Source organism: Streptomyces sp. NPDC005141 (genome assembly GCF_053599975.1).
Map to the genome: position 1 here is coordinate 1 of NZ_JBSFYW010000103.1, position 18,623 is coordinate 18,623.

General features: G+C 67.4%; 14 protein-coding genes and 1 pseudogene. 6 read left to right on the forward strand and 9 right to left on the reverse strand.

Features of this window, described 5'->3' with window-relative positions:
* Positions 1–1,190: 1,190 nt before the first annotated feature.
* Positions 1,191–1,658 (forward strand): hypothetical protein, encoded by a 468-nt coding sequence (locus ACWD68_RS39870; RefSeq protein WP_451811359.1) that lies wholly within the window; start codon positions 1,191–1,193, stop codon positions 1,656–1,658.
* Here ACWD68_RS39870 and ACWD68_RS39875 read toward each other — a convergent pair.
* Entirely contained in the window at positions 1,607–1,912 is a 306-nt protein-coding gene (locus tag ACWD68_RS39875; protein WP_451811360.1) for a GntR family transcriptional regulator, read from the reverse strand. The genes ACWD68_RS39870 and ACWD68_RS39875 overlap by 52 nt on opposite strands.
* A gap of 874 nt (positions 1,913–2,786) precedes the next feature.
* Here ACWD68_RS39875 and ACWD68_RS39880 point away from each other — a divergent pair.
* Positions 2,787–4,043, forward strand: a complete 1,257-nt coding sequence (locus ACWD68_RS39880) for an esterase/lipase family protein (protein ID WP_451811361.1) — start codon at positions 2,787–2,789, stop codon at positions 4,041–4,043.
* Positions 4,044–4,669: 626 nt separating this feature from the next.
* Here ACWD68_RS39880 and ACWD68_RS39885 read toward each other — a convergent pair.
* On the reverse strand, positions 4,670–5,119 hold the full coding sequence (locus ACWD68_RS39885; protein WP_451811362.1) for an HNH endonuclease family protein: 450 nt from the start codon (positions 5,117–5,119) through the stop codon (positions 4,670–4,672).
* Between the two features lie 920 nt (positions 5,120–6,039).
* Between ACWD68_RS39885 and ACWD68_RS39890 the strand changes: the two genes are divergently transcribed.
* Positions 6,040–7,836 (forward strand): S8 family peptidase, encoded by a 1,797-nt coding sequence (locus ACWD68_RS39890; RefSeq protein WP_451811363.1) that lies wholly within the window; start codon positions 6,040–6,042, stop codon positions 7,834–7,836.
* Between the two features lie 1,057 nt (positions 7,837–8,893).
* Here the strand turns inward: ACWD68_RS39890 and ACWD68_RS39895 are convergent.
* Both ACWD68_RS39895 and ACWD68_RS39900 read right to left on the reverse strand, forming a co-directional pair.
* Positions 8,894–9,709 (reverse strand): tyrosine-type recombinase/integrase, encoded by an 816-nt coding sequence (locus ACWD68_RS39895; protein WP_451811364.1) that lies wholly within the window; start codon positions 9,707–9,709, stop codon positions 8,894–8,896.
* A 53-nt stretch (positions 9,710–9,762) separates the two neighbouring features.
* Positions 9,763–10,149 (reverse strand): DUF6193 family natural product biosynthesis protein, encoded by a 387-nt coding sequence (locus ACWD68_RS39900; RefSeq protein ID WP_451811365.1) that lies wholly within the window; start codon positions 10,147–10,149, stop codon positions 9,763–9,765.
* On the opposite strand from ACWD68_RS39900, the gene ACWD68_RS39905 reads away from it, so the two are divergent.
* Positions 10,057–10,509, forward strand: a complete 453-nt coding sequence (locus tag ACWD68_RS39905) for a hypothetical protein (protein ID WP_451811372.1) — start codon at positions 10,057–10,059, stop codon at positions 10,507–10,509. The two genes, ACWD68_RS39900 and ACWD68_RS39905, sit on opposite strands and share 93 nt — an antisense overlap.
* A gap of 30 nt (positions 10,510–10,539) precedes the next feature.
* Here the strand turns inward: ACWD68_RS39905 and ACWD68_RS39910 are convergent.
* From ACWD68_RS39910 to ACWD68_RS39925, 4 genes and pseudogenes are all read right to left on the reverse strand, one after another.
* Positions 10,540–10,905 (reverse strand): annotated as a pseudogene (locus ACWD68_RS39910) (amino acid transporter); the annotation flags it as partial.
* A gap of 281 nt (positions 10,906–11,186) precedes the next feature.
* Positions 11,187–11,588: a hypothetical protein gene (locus tag ACWD68_RS39915; RefSeq protein WP_451811366.1), complete on the reverse strand. Its 402-nt coding sequence runs from the start codon at positions 11,586–11,588 to the stop codon at positions 11,187–11,189.
* A gap of 548 nt (positions 11,589–12,136) precedes the next feature.
* Complete coding sequence (locus ACWD68_RS39920; RefSeq protein WP_451811367.1) at positions 12,137–12,271, reverse strand: hypothetical protein; 135 nt, start codon at positions 12,269–12,271, stop codon at positions 12,137–12,139.
* Positions 12,272–12,315: 44 nt separating this feature from the next.
* Complete coding sequence (locus ACWD68_RS39925; protein ID WP_451811368.1) at positions 12,316–13,245, reverse strand: hypothetical protein; 930 nt, start codon at positions 13,243–13,245, stop codon at positions 12,316–12,318.
* Between the two features lie 791 nt (positions 13,246–14,036).
* Between ACWD68_RS39925 and ACWD68_RS39930 the strand changes: the two genes are divergently transcribed.
* On the forward strand, positions 14,037–14,360 hold the full coding sequence (locus ACWD68_RS39930; protein ID WP_451811369.1) for a hypothetical protein: 324 nt from the start codon (positions 14,037–14,039) through the stop codon (positions 14,358–14,360).
* 1,053 nt (positions 14,361–15,413) lie between these two features.
* Here ACWD68_RS39930 and ACWD68_RS39935 read toward each other — a convergent pair.
* Positions 15,414–15,659, reverse strand: a complete 246-nt coding sequence (locus tag ACWD68_RS39935) for a hypothetical protein (RefSeq protein WP_451811370.1) — start codon at positions 15,657–15,659, stop codon at positions 15,414–15,416.
* 143 nt (positions 15,660–15,802) lie between these two features.
* Between ACWD68_RS39935 and fxsT the strand changes: the two genes are divergently transcribed.
* Entirely contained in the window at positions 15,803–18,559 is a 2,757-nt protein-coding gene (fxsT, locus tag ACWD68_RS39940; protein WP_451811371.1) for an FxSxx-COOH system tetratricopeptide repeat protein, read from the forward strand.
* Positions 18,560–18,623: the final 64 nt, after the last annotated feature.

Here is an 18,623-nt window from a genome sequence, read left to right on the forward strand (position 1 = left end):
CTACGTCACCCCGCTCGAAACGAGATCCCTGCTCAGGCAGAACCTCGTCCCGGCAGCGTAAACACCCGCTGTCCAGTTCGCGGGGGGAACTTCACCCTGCATGGGTTCAGGACCGTGGCGCCAAATCAGATCAGCTCGGAGGCCAACTGCACGACGGAGTCGAGCCACCGTGACCGGCACGTCCCGTTTGGCGTAACGGATCGGATAGAGCACATGTCCGGCCACAACCATCACCGTGCGCGCTTGCAGACGCACCGCCGTGACGCCTGGAAGATCAGCGAGCCCTGCTGCCAGCTCCTCGTATTGCGAAGCGTGAAGACCGTGTCCGTACGCCTCCAGGGTCTGCGTACCTACGCCCCGGTGACCGTCCCGAGCTCGCTCATGGGCCCTGCCGATGCACTCCGGGATCAGCTTCGACAGCGGCACAGTCAGCTCACCGAAAACGCTCCGCGACCATGACGGGCTTGCGCTCAGGTCCCCCATCTCGTTCCCCCTCGTACTCACGGCACCTTCAGAGGCAACTGCCAAACTCCGACGGTGACGCACAGTTAGGCTCCCCACAAGGGCGCACAGCAGGCGCTCGCGGCGCAGGCCTTCAACAAAGCCGAAGTTGCGCCATCAACTTCAGCTGCTCTGGACATCTGCTGACGCCGCGTCAAAGCTGGTGAGCGCCATGGTGGGGATTGTCGGCGTCTGGACTATCCGGGGACAGATCCGCAGCAACTTGACTCGATAGTGCCGCTGACCAGCACGATCCCCACGCGGCGAAGGAGCCTCGGGAGCCGTTTTCTGCCTGCTACGCGCCATCTGCGATACAGGAGGGTGCTGCACGGCTCCGCGATCAATGAACCTGCTGTTCAGAGCCGTTCGCAAGCCGAACTCTGATTGTGCTCCGGAGCCCTGTGCGGAGTAACCGTCCGCCAGGGGTGGATTTTGCCACCCAACTACTTCGATGCTCGACAAAGTTCCCGCGGTGGCCGGTGTCGTCGGCCGCCCGCGCAGCCAGCCCACCAACTTGCTCGCGGACCGCGGCTACGACCACGACGAATAGCGGAGACTGTGGGCCCGCGGGATCCGTCCGCACATCGCCACGCGGGGGGAGGGTGCAGCAGCTGTCGAGATACAGTTCGAACGCGACTGATCTTTGCGCACGTCATTGCGCGTGCGCGGGCTTACACATGGGGGAACTAATGCTTCGTGTCAATCGTGGCCTCGCGACGCTGGCCGCTGCCGCCGCCGGCGTCATCTTCGCCTCAAGTCCAGCCTCGGCCGCTGGTACCTGGCAGCCGGGAGGATACCTCGGCGAGTCAAACTGGTACTGCTCAAATCCGAAGACCCACTCCGTCTCCGACCATGTGCAATACCGAGGCTGCCTCGTGACGAACCGCAGTGGTGGAGCGCAGATCGCGCTGGTTGCGACTCTCAACACCACCAAGGCCGTAGACATCAGCGGTGCACTCAACAGCAGCTTCGGCAGCAGCGCTTTCTGCACCAAGGAGCGGTACCTCGGCCAGTACAGCCTGATCTGCTATTCGCCGACCCGGCCAGTGGGCGTGTGCGACGCACTCACGGGAGACACGTCGATGATCGTCAATGGCGTCTCCAACTACACACGAACCGGCACGCGACCCCGGCCGGCCGCCTGCGACAACGCGTAGGCGCACCGCCTGAGCCCACGCGCAGCGCGCCCTATGGGAAGCGGCGGACGGCTGGCAGCACGCCGAACTGTCATACGGACCACCCCGAATTCGCGCCCGATCTCGGCCTCGGACGGCAACCCCTCCGGATAGGACCCAGCGGCGATCCGCTCGCGTAACAGTGCGACGCCGATTCGTCGCAGGCGTGGACGGGCGTCATGTGAAACGGGCTCATAAAGTGCACCCGCCCATCTCTGCGCACGCATTGGACCCATCGTCCCTTGCCTTCGCGGGGCACTCGGATCAGGGCGGTAGGGAAGCAGCCGACGGAGCGCCAACGCGTCAGCCCCCCTTTCACCGGCCTCCTGAACTGCTGGGGAGTCTGAATCTCTGATCAGAGGTGCCGCGCGGTCCTCACAATGTCTACGCCAGTGGGGCCGCGCGCCGGCGCCGACCCGCGCCCACTACGGGGACGAAATACCAGGCCGGAACGGGGGACGGTCGGTTCCCCAGCTTACCCACCTCGCCAATCCGGGTCCCGCGTCGGGCAAGACCAGGGGGCCGATCGGGCACAACAGGGGCAGGTGGACACCTGCCCGATTTCGCGGGCTAGCGTAACTGCCTGTTCTCTATCCGCTCGCGTGGTCGGTGGCGCTCGAACAGCGTCCTGATTCGGGTGAGTTGGCCGGTCCGCGTGCATGGAAGAAGGGCCTCTTGGTAACTCGCGGATGTCGAGTCCAGCGAGAAGCAAGAGGCCCTGTTGTCGAAGTGTCGCGTGGTCGCGGTCGCCCAGTCCAGTTCGTCCACTCGTGGGTGTGACTGCCTCGCCCACAGGTTCGGTAACGCGGCCGACCGGCCGGATCGCCGGCCCCGGGGACGACGCCGAACGTCTTGCCGTACGGATGCCGCTGCTGACGTGGCCAGGCTGGGGGATGCGTGAAAGCGAGGATCGAGCGGGTGCAGGCGAAGCTGAAGAGGACGTGCGGCATGTGCGGTCACGGCCTCGACCCCGCCACCATATGGTGACTATATGCAGTCGGTAGCATACTTATTGTGATTATGCTGTTGGGTAGTGCCGATCTCGCGGCGCTGCGCGGACAGGCCTGTGTTCTCGGTTGGTCCGCGACAGACGCAAGGAGCCAACTGCGCATGAACCCTGTCGTTGACGTATGGGGTCCGGTCTCCCCCAAGGCCCGTTCCTCGTTTCCTCCCGCGCCGGAGCCCCATGACGAATGGCCCCTCGCCGGCGGAACGGCCTGGATCTACTACAGCCCGCTGAACCGCAGGCAGCTCATCCGGCCTGTCATCCTGTCCGACGGCTTCTCCAGCGGCTCAAGCAACCTCGATCAGCTCTGGCACGGCCTGGAGGAGAACGGTGAGTTCCGTTTCATCTCCGAACTCCACGCGACCGGTCGGGATGTGATCGTCCTTGGCTACAACGACCGGACGGCATCGATCACGGCGAATACCGACACCGCCATCGACTGCATCCGCCGGGCCATCGCCGAGCGGGTGGGCCGGGCGAGGCTGACGGTGGGCGGGTTCAGCATGGGCGGACTGATCACCCGCTACGCGCTGGCCACGATGGAGCAGGACCCCTCGCTTCCCGACCACGAGACGTCCCTCTACCTCTCCTACGACACCCCGCACCAGGGCGCGTGGTTCCCCATCGCTCTTCAGGCGTTCACGCACTTCGCGACGGACAAGTGGGGGGACACTCCCGTCGTGGGCCCCGTGCTGCGCCAGTTCTCCGGGCTGCTCAACAGCCCCGCCGCGAAGGAGATGGCGCGTTGGCACATCGAAAAGGTCGGCAGCACCCCTCAGCAGGCACCGGAGCGGACGGCGTTCATCAGGGCTCTCGACGAGGTCGGCGGATGGCCGCGGAACGTCCGCAAGATCGGGGTCGCGAACGGGGTGGACACCGGCACCGGCAACGGTGTGAAGGCCGGCGCGACCGCGGTGAAGTGTCAGGGTGACACGCTGAACGACACGTGGCTCAGGACCCAGGCTGAGGGTGAGCAGGTCGTCGCGCGCCTGCAGAAGGCGGGCGAGGAACCGACGTCGGTGCGCACCAGCGGGCTGCCCGCTGTCGACGGTGCTCCTGGAGGCTTGTTCACCGTGCCGTCCCCGGACGGTGACACCGGCAGCTTCGGCCTGGCAGCCCTCCTTATGACTGTTCTGGGCAACACCGTGGACCCGGACGTCATCACCACGTCCTGCTTCATTCCCAGCATCAGCGCACTCGCCACCGGGGACATCAACGACTCGAAGCAGCTCTACAAGCCGATCACACCGAACGACAGCGCACTCGACGCCTTCCAGTGCGCCAGCCGCAACGAGGGACACACCACCATGACCGAAGAACTCGGCGCATGGATCGTGAACGAAATCGTCGCCAGCGAATGACCAACCAGGGTGGGCGCAACGCACCGACGCGACCGCCCACCCCCTTCATGCAGCGCCGATCCGGCAGGGCCAGGGCTACCTGCGGCGTGGGCGCTCGGCGGCCGTCGTGGCGCCGAGCGTGACCCTGACTTGTTGAATCGACCCCAGACACTCGGTCTGCAGCCGTAGCGTCCAGGGTCCGCTCGGCACGGGCTCGCGTTGACCCATGCCGCCTTCGGGTCGGCTCATGACGAGCGCCCCGCCGCCGTCCGGCACCCGCGCGGTGTGGCTCGACAACGGCATGCATGCGGGTGACCGCCCATCAGCTGCCAGGCCTTCTCCCGTCTGCGACGCATCCGGCAGGCGCCCGGCCACGCAGTTCGGCCCGCAGAACCGGCGGCGCGCCAAAGCGCTCTTTGGCAACGGTCGGCTCAGCGCTTGAACTCGGCGTCGGCGCTGGCGCCGGGCACCAGCTCACAGGATCACGCGGCGCTTCGGTCCGTTGCAGGACGGTCTGCTGTCCCACGAGATGTGCGGAATGCGTACACCTCGCCCCTGCGGCCGCAGACCCCTCCGCAGGTCGCGTAGCGGCGCGCCAGGGCTCCGCCGCAGTCCGGCATCTGACGCGACGGAGCCCCGGCGTGGCGTTACGGGACCTGCTCGTAGGAGACGACGGCGGTCGGGCATGCCTCGGCAAGGCGGCTCAGCGTGTCCCGCTCCGCCGGGTCCGCCGTCAGCCTCCAGCGAAGCTTGTCCGCCACCCAGTCCGCGGCGTAGGTGCACCGGTCCGCCGGCACCGGCAGCCAGTCGGCCGGGTCCCTGTCCGCCTTGGCCCGGTTCGAGCTTCCCGAGACCGCGATCAGGCTGTTCGGCGCACCCTGGTCATTCGCATACGCCTCACGCCGCGCCGCACTCCAGGCTGCGGCGCCGGAATCCCACGCCTCGGCGAGTGGGAGCATGTGGTCGACGTCGAGCGACGAAGCCGACGTGACCCACACCTGGTCGTATTGCGGTCCCCGCAGGAGCAGCTCCATGAAGTCGCCGACGGACAGGATGAAGCGACCCGGACAACGTACCGGGCACTGAAGCAGGATCACTTCGCGCAGTACACAACACTTGCCAACGCGTCCTAGAAGATGAGCCGCTGAGGCCTCGTCGGGTCCTTGTCCGGGTACTGGTCTGCCGGTATTTCTGGGAAAGGACAGCATCGTCAGGCTGTGAGATCAGGCGACGTTGAATTCATGAGCCTGGCCCCCCTTGCCACTCCACCGACCGCGGATCGTCCAGGACAGCGTCAGGGTCTGTGATGCCGGCACCCTCGAAAACACGACCAGACCATGATCGCTGTAGGCAGTACCAAGAATCTGATCCCGGCCACGGCTGTGCACAGTGACTCTCCGGCCGCCCGTACGAGACGGCCGATGCACGACAATCGGCACACCAGTCACCAAATCCAGCCTGCCCTCAGACGATCCATGGAGCGGAATCAGCCGGGCACGACGACGGCCGGCCAGTCAGTTCTCGAGATCAGGCAGACGTGTGGCAGCGCTGCTACCGCCCCCGCGAACCCAACCCAGCAGGCGGTCGGTGAGGCGGTCGTTGGCCTGCTGCCAGCACCGCTCGATCCGCTCGGCGGGCACATGCACGTACTGGGCCGTCGTCGACAGCCACCGATGTCCCAGCAACGCCCCCACCGCCTCCAGACCCACCCCGCGCGCGCGTACAGATGGGAGGCGCAGAAATGTCTGAGCGGGTGCGGTGTCAGCCGGTCCACCCCGTCGATGGCCGGCACCAGGTCGGCGGCGTACGCCAGGGCGCGGTCGACGTCGCCGAGCTCCCGGTGGATCCCGACCCCCCGATGCCCGGAGTACGTCTCTTTTCAGCCATTCCCCTATAACGCCCCTGCACGGAAAGGTACTTCCGTACAGGAGCACGCGCCTGACATCTTGCATCCACCACTCGTTTCGTACGGCCCGCCGGTGCCCTCAGCACGGCCGGGCCGTCTCCGGAGGACGCATTGATACCCCACATATCCATCCGGCCTAGACGCACGCTGGTCCTGGCGGCCACGCTCGGCGCCGCCCTCGCGTTCGGCGCCCCGGGCGCCCTCGCGGGCACGCTCCCCATCGACCCCTCCCCCGCGCCAGCCGCCAAGGCCCACGCTCCGGCCGCCGTGCCGGCTTCCCGGAGTGCGACCTGGGTGGCAGGCACGCGTGCCTACCTCGTGATCACCGCCCCCGGTGACAGTTCGGCGGTCCGCTCCGCGATCGCGGCCAACGGCGGCACCGTCTTCTCGAACTTCGACGCCATCGGCGTGATCGTCGCCCACTCGGCGTCCAGCGGGTTCGCCGCCACCATGCGCGGCGTCGCCGGCGTGCAGCAGGTCGGCGCCACGCGCACCTCGGACGTCCCGGCCGACGCCTACAACCCGGCGCTCCCGGCCAATCCGGCCCAGGCCTCGACCCCGGCCGGAGAACCGGTCCGGGCCGACATGAGCCAGATCAAGGCCGACCAGGCCTGGGCCGTGAACCCGGGCTCCGCCTCCGTCACAGTCGGCATCCTGGACACCGGTGTGGACGACCAGCACCAGGACCTGGCGCCCAACTTCAACGCGGCCGACTCAGTCTCCTGCGCCTACGGCAAGCCCGACACCCGTGCCGGCGCCTGGCGGGACGTCGACACGCACGGCACCCACGTAGCGGGCACCATCGCCGCGGCCAAGAACGGCAAGGGCGTCGTCGGCGTGGCCCCCGGGGTGAAGATCTCCGCGGTCCGGGTCGCTGAGCCGGGCAACTCCTTCTTCTTCGCCGAGAACACCATCTGCGGCTTCGTCTGGGCCGGTGACCACGGCTTCAAGGTCACCAACAACAGCTACTACACGGACCCGTGGCAGTTCAACTGCCCGGACAACATCGACCAGGCCGCCATCATCGAGGGCGTCAAGCGCGCCCAGGAGTACGCCGAGGGCAAGGGCTCCCTCCAGATCGCCGCCGCGGGCAACGAGAACTACGACCTCGCCCACAAGACGACCGACTCCGCGAGCCCGAACGACTCGACGCCGGTCACCCGCACGATCACCAACGCCTGCCTCGACATCCCGACCGAGCTGCCGGGCGTGGTCACGGTCGCGGCCAACGGCACGGGTGTCACCAAGGCCTCGTTCTCCAACTACGGGCAGGGCGTCATCGACGTCGCGGCGCCGGGCAGCAACGTGTACTCCACCGTCCCCGGCGGCGGCTACGGCAGCAAGAGCGGCACCTCGATGGCCACCCCGCACGTGGTCGGCGTGGCGGCACTCATCGCCAGCGCCGACCCGGGCATCACCCCGGCGCAGATCCGCGCCAAGCTGGCCGCCCAGGCCAACGACATCGCCTGCCCCTCGGACAGCCGCTGCACGGGCACGACGGCCAGCAATTCGTTCTTCGGCGAAGGACAGGTCGACGCCCTCAAGGCCGTCGGGACCCCGCCGCCCGGTAAGTACTTCGAGAACCTCGCGGACTTCGCCATCAACGACAACGCGACCGTGGAGAGCCCAATCGCCATAACCGGCGTGACCGGCAACGCCCCGGCCACCCTCAAGGTGGGTGTGGACATCGAGCACACCTACATCGGTGATCTGAAGGTCGACCTGGTGGCGCCGGACGGCACCGTCTACACGCTGCACAACCACGCCGGCGGCAGCGCCGACAACATCGCCCAGACCTACACCGTAAACGCCTCCTCGGAGGTCGCGAACGGCACCTGGAAGCTGCGTGTCAACGACAACGCCGCCTCCGACACAGGCAAGATCGACGCCTGGAACCTGACCTTCTAGCGCAGGGCCCGGCAACGCCCGCGTACAACACGCACTGCGCCGGCGACAGCTCCTTGCCCGCGGCCACGGACAAGGCGGGCTGTGGTCTGTTCGGCCAGGTCTGCGAACTGCTGGGTGGCAGAGGGCATATGGGCCTCGGCAGCGGTGAACGCCGCGGTCGGGGCCCATATGCCGGAGACGTCCAGGAAGGCCGCGAACGGCCTGGGGCCGGCGTCCAGCTCACCGTGCGCCTCCCTGAGGAGCTGCAGGACCGTGTCCGCGCTGCCCGTACGGGCAGCGGGGCCGCGGCTGCGCGCGCCGCGGCCCCGAGGAGTGCCGGCCGGCTCGACCTGCCGACACCCGCGCGGCGGCGCAGAGGGCGCGGTTCGGCCAGACGCCGGTGGAGCCAGGGATGGCTGACGGGGGTGGTGGAGATGGCAGTGCGGCGGGTGAGGAAGAGGTGGGGGTTGGCGGTGTGTGGCCAGGTCTTGGTGCGGTGGGCGAGGTAGGCGCGCAGGCGGGCCTTGACCGGGTCGGCGAGCAGGACGGTGGATCCGGCAGGTAGAGGCGGCTGTGGTCGAGGTCGCGCAGGCTGGCCAGGGTGAGGTTGCGGATCTCTCTCGCGTAGGGCGTGGAAGGCGAGCAGGGCGGTGACGGCGGCGCGGGCCGGGTCAAGCGGCACACCGGCGCAGGCCGTCACCAGGCGCCGCGGCGGCTCGAACAGAGCCGGCTGCCGGTGACCGTGCGGCACCAGAACGGCAGGCGGCGTGGCAGCAGACTCCACTCCCCCGTCCACCCGCGCCGGCCCGGACCCGGCACGACGACGAGCGGCGGCGGGGGCGGGGCGGCGTTCCTGGGGGCGGGTGTTGGCGATAGACAGCTGTACCCAGCCGCCGGCGAGGGCCTGTACGTAGGAGGCGTGGGGGTTTCCTGTCGCGCGGCGCAGCAAGCAGCCGGCGCATCTCGACCGCCTTGAACACGCCCCGCTCGGCGGCCCGTAGCCGCAACTCCCACCGCACCCTGCCCCGCCCTCTCCGTGTTCGTCGCCGACCTGTCCCGTCCCGCTCTCGGTTGCCTTCTAGGGGCCGGGGCCGAGCAGGCGGCCGGTGAGGCGGTCGTTGGCCTGCTGCCAGCACTGCTCGATCCGCTCGGCGGGCACGTGTAATGGTGCAGTCGTCGACAGCCACCGGTGGCCCAGCAACGCCCCCACCGCCTCCAGACCCACCCCGCGCGCGTACAGATAGGAGGCGCAGAAATGTCTGAGCGGGTGCGGAGTCAGCCGGCCCTCCCAAGCAGGCAGCCACTGTGCGACCGCTCTGGCCAGCCCGTCCCGCAGGGTGACCGCGCAAGCCGGACGCCGCCCGCCATCGGCGCTGTGCCGGCGGCTGGGTAGCAGCACGGCCTGCCCGCCGGCGGGCTCGTCACCGAACTGCGGGCGCACCTCGGTCAGCCACCACGCCAGCAGCCGGTCCACCCCGTCGATGGCCGGCACCAGCCGCTGCCGGGGCCCGCTGCCCCGAGCCCCTTTCCCGCACCGCACATGCAGCACCCCGTACGCGCCCGAGCCCGGATACCAGTCCCACCCGCAGCCGGACCGTCTCGTTGATCCGCAGACCCACACGCCGACACAACGACGCCGCCACGTAATCCCGCGTCGCCGCCAAGAACCCGCACCAGCCGTGCGCGGGAGCTGGGCCCGCCATGCCTGGAAGAGGGACTCGATCTCGCCGGGAGAGGGCGGGATACAGACTCCGACGCGGGCCAGGCGCCGGGGCCGGTTGAACTCTCCATTGGACTGGTCGCCGGGGCAGGCGCGCTCGTCGCCCTCGTCGTCGCCTACCGCCGACAGCGCGTCGATGAGGCCGGCGCCCACCGCGAGGCCACCCGGCTGCACACCGAACGCTTCTCCCCCGGCCGTCGACAAACGCGGAAGCCCTGCGCTCTGCCTCAAGGCCTGCCTTTACATGTGTCTGCTCGCCGAGCCTTGATCAGCTCGGCTGCAAATTCAACCGCTTCTACGGGATCGCTAGTCAGAAAGAGACATTCATCTCCACGGTAAGGCCAGGCGAGAACGCGATACTCCCCCAACGCCGCGGAAACGGCAGGGAGCTCGTCTTTGATGTCAATGAACGAGTCAGCATCAGACACGGTCAACAACCACATGGAGATGGAAGGGTAGAGGGCACGAAACGTCGAGTTGTTATAGGCAGCCGAAAGCAGCAGCCACATTTCCTCCGTAGCATGACCGTTGGGCAGATGCGGCGGTTTATAATCGCCCAGGAGTACATGCCACTCCTGTTCGCGTGTTCGCGCAGGAGGATGCTCCACTCTCATTGCCCTTCGTCGATACTCGTGAAAGGCGCCGCCTCATTGGCAAGGGCGACGCCGGACGCTTCCGTACACGTGGTGGAAAACCCCTACTTCCCGCACGCCCTACACGGGCACGAGGTCGCCCTCACCGTGGCGTTGCTGGTGGTGCTCGGCGGAGTATTCCTGCTCGGGTTCAGCGAAGCGGTCAAGGTGGCCATCCCCCTGGTCGTCGCCTTCCTAACGCTCAACGCTGCGGTCATCGCCGTTGGTCTGGTGGACGTTTTCACCACGCCGGGCGCACTCGCTGCGTGGACGGACGCCCTCGGCGACGCCGGGGCCGGGACTGCTTTTGCTCCTCGGGGTCGCTGCCCTTGGCGGAGATGAGGGGCATCATGCTCACGCCGGTCTCGAAGCAAGCAGATCCTCCAGCATCGCCACCGACCCCGCTCCGTTGGGGCTCTCACGAGTCACCCGCCGGTACATCGGCAGCATCCCCACCAGGGTCAGCGCCACGATCAGCAACGTCGCCAGCGGTGACACCGCCCCTGCCGCGAGTGCGGCGATCGCCGGGACATAGGCCAGGCTGGAGAAGTAGTCGACCCCTGTCAGGCACATCACTTTCCACCAGGCATGTTGCTCGGTGTGTCCCTCGTCTGCGGCCGGTCCCACCGGCTGCACCCGGTGGCGCAGCAGCCATCGCGCGAAGCTTCCGGTGGGCTGGGCCCGCAGAGCGGGACTTTCCACCTCTGCCGGTATGACCGGTTCGTTCACGGCCTTCATGTCCCCCATCAATCCTTCCAGTTCCTGCCCTCGGGCACCTGTTCCCCGTTTACGACACGGACCGGCGAGCCATGGGTATGCGGCCCAGCAGAAGCGTCACGACCATCAGGGCGGCAGTTCGGCCGTAGCGGCCGTAGTGGCCGTGACCCTCGTTCCCCACCTGGCGGGTATCAGTGCCCGGCGGTACGAATCCCGGCCGCGTAGATCACCGCCTCGTTCCCAGGGCATCGCTGTTGCTCTCGATGGCGGGACGGGTACAGCGGGATAGGGCCCCAGGCGTATCAGGAGGAATTCCGCCTGCCATCGCGTTTGCAGGGATGCACCGCCTCCGAGGTTGATACCAAACGCAGGCGTCCTTCGGTCTCCAGGGCGGCGTCCGATCCGATGCTGGACTGCGTCGCATAGAGCACGCCGCAGGCGGTGAAGGCCACGTGCACCTTCAGCAACAGCGCGGCCAGCCGGGTGTCGTCCAACTCCGCCAGGCGCAAGAAGGGGATGTCGTGGCGGGTGCGGGTCATCTGCGCGAATAAGGAGGCGGCCATCGCGACCCCGGTGCCGGCAACACTGGGTGTCCTTGCCGTCCATGTCGCGCGCCAGTCACTCTGAGAGGAGAGGACCTCATCGTCACTGGCTAGGTCGACGAGCAGATCGGCGGCCGTTTCTACGGTGAAAGAACGCGTCACGAATCGCAATTCAACGCGATATCGGCCATTCGCTGTCGGCAGCTGTGATCCTGGCGCCACTGGCGCGTCACGCATAGAAGGGCGCACAGTCTGCTCCGTTCACAGGTGAAGTGCCCTGTCCCAGACCGTGCTTCGGCAGTGACAGCCCGAAGTTCGAGAAGGTCCAAGCCCGCCACGGTACGAGCAGATTCGTTGCCGAACTGCGGGCCGTGGCCGGACAGCCGACGCCGACGCAGTTCACGATCGAGGACCGGCCCTGGAGGTCGAGCCGATGGGTCCCCGTGGCGGGCCGTTCGCGGAGACCGCGGGGTCGTGCACACGACCCACGAGACGCGCAGGTGGCAGGCACCGTCGCCTGCCCGGAGGCGTCACCGACGACGTCCAGGATGCGCTGGCGTGATGGGTTCTTGGAGATCCGCCGTCGCAGTCCCGGCCAGGATCTGTCCTGGCCGGGACTGCGACGTGCGTGTGATGGTGCAGGAGGGTCGCCCATGCAGCGGGCGCTCTCCACGAGCTGTGGCGCCGCCCTTGTTCAGATGTGGTGCGGGTCAGGAATCGTAGTGGTCCCGGCTTCCGGACTTGGCCAGCCCGCGGCTGATCATGTAGCCCACGGTGAGGATCACGATGTACAGCCATGCCTTGTCAGCGCGGAAGTAGGCGGCGTGACCGTCCTCGCTGCCCACCCGTCCTGGAATTCCTGTGGAGGCTGGTCGACCGCCGTTACCGACTACTGCACATCGACGTAGTCACCCGTGGCCTTGACGGCCGGGGTGGTCGAGGTGCCCGCGAAGTTGTAGCGGAAGTAACCGTCGACGGTGGCCGTCGTGGTCGTCTTCAGATTGCCCTTGGAGTCCGACTTCACCGTCTTGAGGGTGGACGTGTACGTGGAGCTGGACTTCTTGCGGAACTGGAGCCCGACCGGCTGGACGGTGTACCCGGCGTACTTGTGGGTGTCCCAGTTGGCGCGCGACAGCAGGCCCGTGACCGTGATGGTCTTGCCCTTCTTGACGGGCTCCGGCGAGGCGTTGACCGTCAGGCGGGAGTAGCGCTGGAGCTTGGTGGTGGTCAGCGCGTCCTGGTCGACGAAGCCGACCTTGCTCAGGTCGGCGTCCTCGTCGTTCAGGTCGACGCCGTTCAGCGCGATCGCGTAGCCGTAGGCCTTCCAGGTGGTCGCGTCCGCGTTGCTCAGCTCGTCGTACGGGTCGATGTCGATGGTGCCCTTGCAGGTGGCAGCCGTCGGCGAGGTGGCGGTGCAGGACGGCCAGTTGTCTCCGACCAGGTCGTTGTCGAACTCCTCGTAGGAGCCGCGGTAGATCTCGACGTCCATCAGGAAGTCGTCGGCGGTGATGTCCACCGACGCGGCGTGCCTGATGGTGTAGGTGACCGGGACGGAGACCGTGTTGGTGGTTCCGGCGACGATCGGCTTGCCGCTGTTGACCTTCACGTTGGAGAAGGTCAGGTCGAGCGTGAAGGGCTCGCCGTCGGAACCGGTGGAGCCGGTGAACGGGGTCCTGCCCGAGGCGGCGTGGGCGGCCTCGCGCACCTTGGCGATGTCCGCGCGGTGGCCGGCGGAGCCGTCGGCCTGCGCGGCCGGGACGGCCAGGGCAGAGAGGGCCAGGGCGCCGGAGACGGCGGCCACGGTGGCACGTATACGCATGCGATCCCCAAGTGGAGAAAGGGGCCCGGCAGGGCGGCTGTTCCTCACGGTTCGCCGACACCAGGGCCCAAGTGATCGTGGAGTCTGATGACTCCGGTGATCAGATCAGCGACCCCTGCGAATAGTTGTACAAGATTGAAGATTTTATGTGCGCATGACCAAGATCAATGGAGGGCAAGGGTCAGCGCCGCTGCGGCACTCCGACCATGGGCCCGCCCCTGAACCACGAAGCCCGACCCACCAGCCTGCGTAGGTCGCTGCCCGGTGTCGCGGCGCCACCACGCTCGGCTGACGGCGATCGCAGCAGTACAGCCGGTCCGACGCCTCTAGGGGCAGCCATCTTCCTCATCAGGCAGGACGGGCCGACCCGCACACAACAGACCAGCCACCGGCCGCAGTCGACATGACAACCGACCTGGTCAGAACACGTGTCTACCGACAAACGCTGTCGCTTGAAGTGAACGAAGCCATCGCAGACTGGTGCGCGCGGCCAGATCGGCTTCGAGCTCTTCGATGCGGGCGTGGAGGGCCTGGTTGGCTTCGGTGGCGTGCTGAAGTCTGTCTTCGAGTTGCTGGATTTCCCGGGTGAGTTCATCGACGCGGTCGCCGAGGTGCGGGGTGCCTAGCGCGTCGAGCTGCTGCCCGAGTTGCTGCTGGATGCGGCCAGGCGGTCTTGGTCCAGGCGTAGGGAGAGGTGCGGTCCCTCGGTTCCGACATCGCCTCAAGCCCGGGTCCTGGCCGGCCTGGACCCGTGGTGGAACCCGCTGTGGCAGCGCCGAACCCACGGCCGAGTGCTGTCCCTCGACGCGAACCTCGGCGACGGGATGTCGCTGTACGACCTGGTCGCCACCCACGTCGACCTGCTCGCACACACGGCGGCGGGGTGTTCGAAGACGAACGGCTCGGCGCCGTACTGCACGGGCTCGCCCCGGCGGAGCGCGGTCGTGTTCGCAGACACCGAGGGCGAGGGCACCACCTGGACCGAGGCCGCAGCCGCCGGCGCTCCCGACCCGGGGGCGTTCGGCGAACGGGTCCGCCGCAAGGCCAAGCGGCTTGCCACCGAGCAGCGACGTCGTGCCGGACAGTGCCGGATGGGGCCGCGGAATCCGCGCTGACCGTCCTCGTCGTCGTCTTCCCCGTCCTGCGCCTCCCCCCTCTCGCCGTCCCCCTCTCGCCGCAGTGAGGTGCCCCCACACGGAGAGAGTGTTGCGCGGCTGGCCGGCATCGCCCGGGAAGCTGTCCGGCAGAAGGGGAGCCCGGGCAATGTCCGCCGGAATCTGTGCCACGCTGGCCTCAAGTGCCTCATCCAGGCATACCGCTTGGCGAGGGCTGGGCCGACCGCGCGGCTTCCCACGCGGACGACACCACGCAGGTGTCCGCCTCCTGCCCACCCTCGTCTCGCGGAGAACCGCGTGAAGATCCCCTCGTACATAGCGGTCTGTGGTGCCGGCATCGGCACCATCGCCGCCAGACTCCCCGGACTGGCAGCGGTCCTCTGCATCCTGGTGGCTCTGGTGGCCCTGGCTCCGCGCGTCTGGGCCTGTTTCATCGACCGTGAACGCATGCAGCGCGACGACGCCTTCCGAAAAATGATCCTCACCCTCGCTCCCGGCCTGCCGGACAGCGAGCGCGCGGCCGTTCTGTGCGCACTGACCCGCACCCGCAGCACGGGCGAAACCCCGCCCACACCCACAGATCCTTCTGCCCCTCCCAGCGCGCCCCGACGGCTGCCGCAGTGCGCGAGGCTGCGTCGGGCTCTTACGGCCGAAAACCGGAGCTGCAGGGTTGTAACCGATCGGACTGCGCTTCCCCGATGTCCCAGGCAGCCGGTACCGGCAGTGGCGAGGCTTGGTGTCCCTGGGCGACGTTGGTGGTGCCAGATATTCGCGTGGAACGGGTGGTGCAGAAGTCTTCCGTCTCCCGCCTCTGAAGGGCGAGTTGACGTCCTCGCTCGTGCAGCGGACCGCGGACCGCTGCGGCATGGGAGCGCATGCGCTCCTGTCACGCAGGTGCGCAACGAGGCTGGCCTCCATCGGCTGCGGGGCGCGGCAACCGCTGCAGGAGGCGCACTCGTGGCTTACGGCACCGTCTGGGTACGGACCCACTGAGACCGGCTCGGCTTCGGGCTCCGTGCCTTCGCCGACGCATCCGCCGGGAATACCGATGGCTCACTGGTCCGCGGCATCCGTCCTCGCAACCCGGTCAGATCCGTCCTGGTCGTCTGTCTGATTCTGTTCGCGCTGGCGCCGGGTTGCGGAGTGCGTACCGGTCCATGCGCCATACAAGCCGGAAAGAGCGACGCACACCGTGGCCAGGGCATTGGCGGAGACGCCGAGGGCGAGAAAGAGCGCGCCAGCACCAAGGACAGTGATGAAGACGATCAGATCGAGCTTGCTGCGGGTGGGGCTACGCATCACAGGCGCCTTCCAGAAGTGCCGAACGGGTGGAAGGCCAGCGTGAGGGAATGGTCTGATTGTCCGTCACTCGATACGGCGTTAGCGCAGGTCGTCATGAGGAAAGTCGCGGACAGCACGGACACCTGCGGACAGGGGGGTAGATGCCAGGACGGGGTGCGGACAAGCCGGTCAGCCCGCTGAACGGCGGCACGCAGGAAGCGGATGCTCTCGCTCACTGGCTTCGTGGGGTCACGAAGGGCAGGACAACTCGCGAGCTGGCAGCTCAATTCCGCTACGGCCGCAACCAGTGGAGCGAGTACCGCAAGGGCACCAAGTTGATCCCCAGCTACCTCCTTGAGGATCTCCTCACGGCCTTGATCAAGAGCCCCCAGCTTCGACAGCTACAGTTACAGAAGGGCACGGAACTACTGGCGGCTGCCGAGGCTGCGGCTCGCGCCCGGTCCGTCGGAGCCGCCGAAAAGCCCACAGGCACTGCCCTCGAACTGCAGTTGCGGCTTGACGATGCGCGCCAGGGCGAGATCGCCGCGAAGGACGCCCTGCACGGAACCAGCCGCCTCGTCTCCATGCTCATGGGGATGGTCAGCTCTCTCGATCAACGCTGCCAGGAGCTGGAACGCGGACATCAGGGGGAGGCTTTCCAGGGGATGCAGGATGAGCTGTCCAGGACCACAGCACTGCTCAGCCTGACAAATGATCGTTTGGACGAGGTGCGGAGGGAACGCGCGGAAGCCGAGGAACTCCGCCTCATGGCTGAACAGCGGGCTGCGCAATACCTTCTGGTCATAGAAGCCATGAGCCGGCCTACTGTCTCCTCGGCAGCAGGTTGCTCGCCGATGGCCACCCTTTCGGACGGTGACAGGGACCTCCGGCAACTGCCTCTGCAGCCTCGTCTGTGGGAGTACGAGCTCGTTCTCGAAGCGGCCGATGAAGAGCTGGCGACACACCGGGCGCGGATGTCAGCCGCCCGCCAGCAGATGGAAATCCCGGCCCCCGCAGTTGCAGGGACCAAACCGGTCCGGCGTGGCACCACGAACGGAGACCAGCACAGGCCTATGAGGCCGAGGCCCCCCGTCCAGCCCCACCTTTGGGGGAGCGTGCCGCCACGCAACTCCAAGTTCACCGGCCGGACGGACCTGTTGGAGATGCTCGAACAACGTCTCGAACAAGGTATGGCGGCAGTGCTGCCCCACGCACTGCAAAATATGGGAGGCGTCGGCAAGACGCAGCTCGCCATCGAGTACGCGTACCGCCGCCAAAGAGACTACAAGGTCGTCTGGTGGATCCCCGCGGAGCGCCCTGAACAGATTGCCCAGGCTCTGGTGGAGCTGGCCCAGCAGCTCTGGCTGGGCACGTCGGCCGAGGCCAACATCGCGGTTCCCGCGGTCCTGGAGGCACTGCGCACGGGACGGCCGTACAGCAACTGGCTGCTGATCTTCGACAACGCCGAAAGCCCGGATCAGGTCCGCCAGTACTTTCCCTCGGACGGACCCGGCAGGATCCTCGTCACCTCCCGTAATCCCGGCTGGCATCGGCTCGCATCTTCACTCGAGGTAGACGTGTTCTCGCGTGAGGAGAGCAGGGAAGTCCTCCGTCGCTCGGATCCGCAGCTGGAGGACGACGAAGCCAACGCGCTCGCCGCGGCGCTGGGCGACCTGCCCCTGGCCCTGGAACAGGCCGCCGCCTGGCGTGCCGAGACCGGCATGCCCACGTCCGCATATCTGGACCTGCTCGAGAGCAAGCGGGTGGAACTGCTCGAAAACACGCAGCCGCCGGACTGCCCGCTACACATCGCAGCCGCATGGCACGTCTCTCTGGACCACCTGCAGACCCACAACCCGGTCACGCTGCAACTGCTTCAGATGTGCTCCTACTTCGCCCCCGAGCCCATCTCCCGATCGATTTTCTCCGGCCTCGGAGAAAGCACAATCACTCCAGATCTGGATCGGGCGTTGAGAGACCCAGTGCGTCTGGCGCGCGCCCTCCGAGAGGCCAACCGCTACTCGTTCGCACGCCTAGACCACCGCACGAACTCCCTTCACATGCACCGCCTGGTGCAACTCGTCCTGCAGAACCGCATGTCCCCAGAGCAACGCTCCTGTATGCGCCAAGGCGCCCATACCCTGCTGGCCGCCTCCGACCCTAGCGTTCCCGCAGACCCGTCGAGCTGGCCCCGGTACGCGGAGCTACACGGCCATGTCCTCGCCTCAGAGGCCATCAAGTCCGACCAGCCCCGGGTACGCCAGCTGGTACACAACATCGCCCGGTACCTCTACAACTGGGGCGGTCACAAGCCCTCGCTCGAGTTCTCCGGGCAAGCCTGGCAGGTGTGGCGCGATGTCTTCGGTGAGGACGACCAGCAGACGCTTCTGATGGGACTGTGGCTGGGCAACGTGACCTTGGCGGCAGGTAGGTTCGATGAAGCCTCCCAGCTGGCGGCCCACCTCACACGGGTCTACGAAAGCACCGCCCCCGCCGACGGTCACGACACCCGCGAAGATGCCCTCCACGCTCTTCAGTTCGAGGCCGCCGTTCGTCGCGCCGAGGGCAGGTTCGCGGCCGGCGCCGAACTGGACCGGATCGCCTATGAACGGGCGCGCCGGGTCTTCGGCGAGGACGACCCGGTCACGCTCGACATCGCCCACAACCTCGCGGTCAGCCTGCGCCACACCGGTGACTTCCGTGAAGCCCTGCAACTCGACCAACGCACACTCGACCTGAAACGCCGTCTGCTCAGCGGGGACGACCAGCGTCTCCTGATCACCAAACTCGGCCTCGCCACCGACATGCGCGAGACGGGCGACTACGCGGGTGGACGCAAGCTGCACGAGTCCACGTGCGAGGCGTACCAGGCGGCGTTCGGGTCCGATGAGGTTCCCCCTGCCGGCCGGACAGCTTGATACTGGGACGGATGGTCCCGGAGGAAGCAGTCACAGGTAGTGAGTAGCAAGAGCAACATGAGTA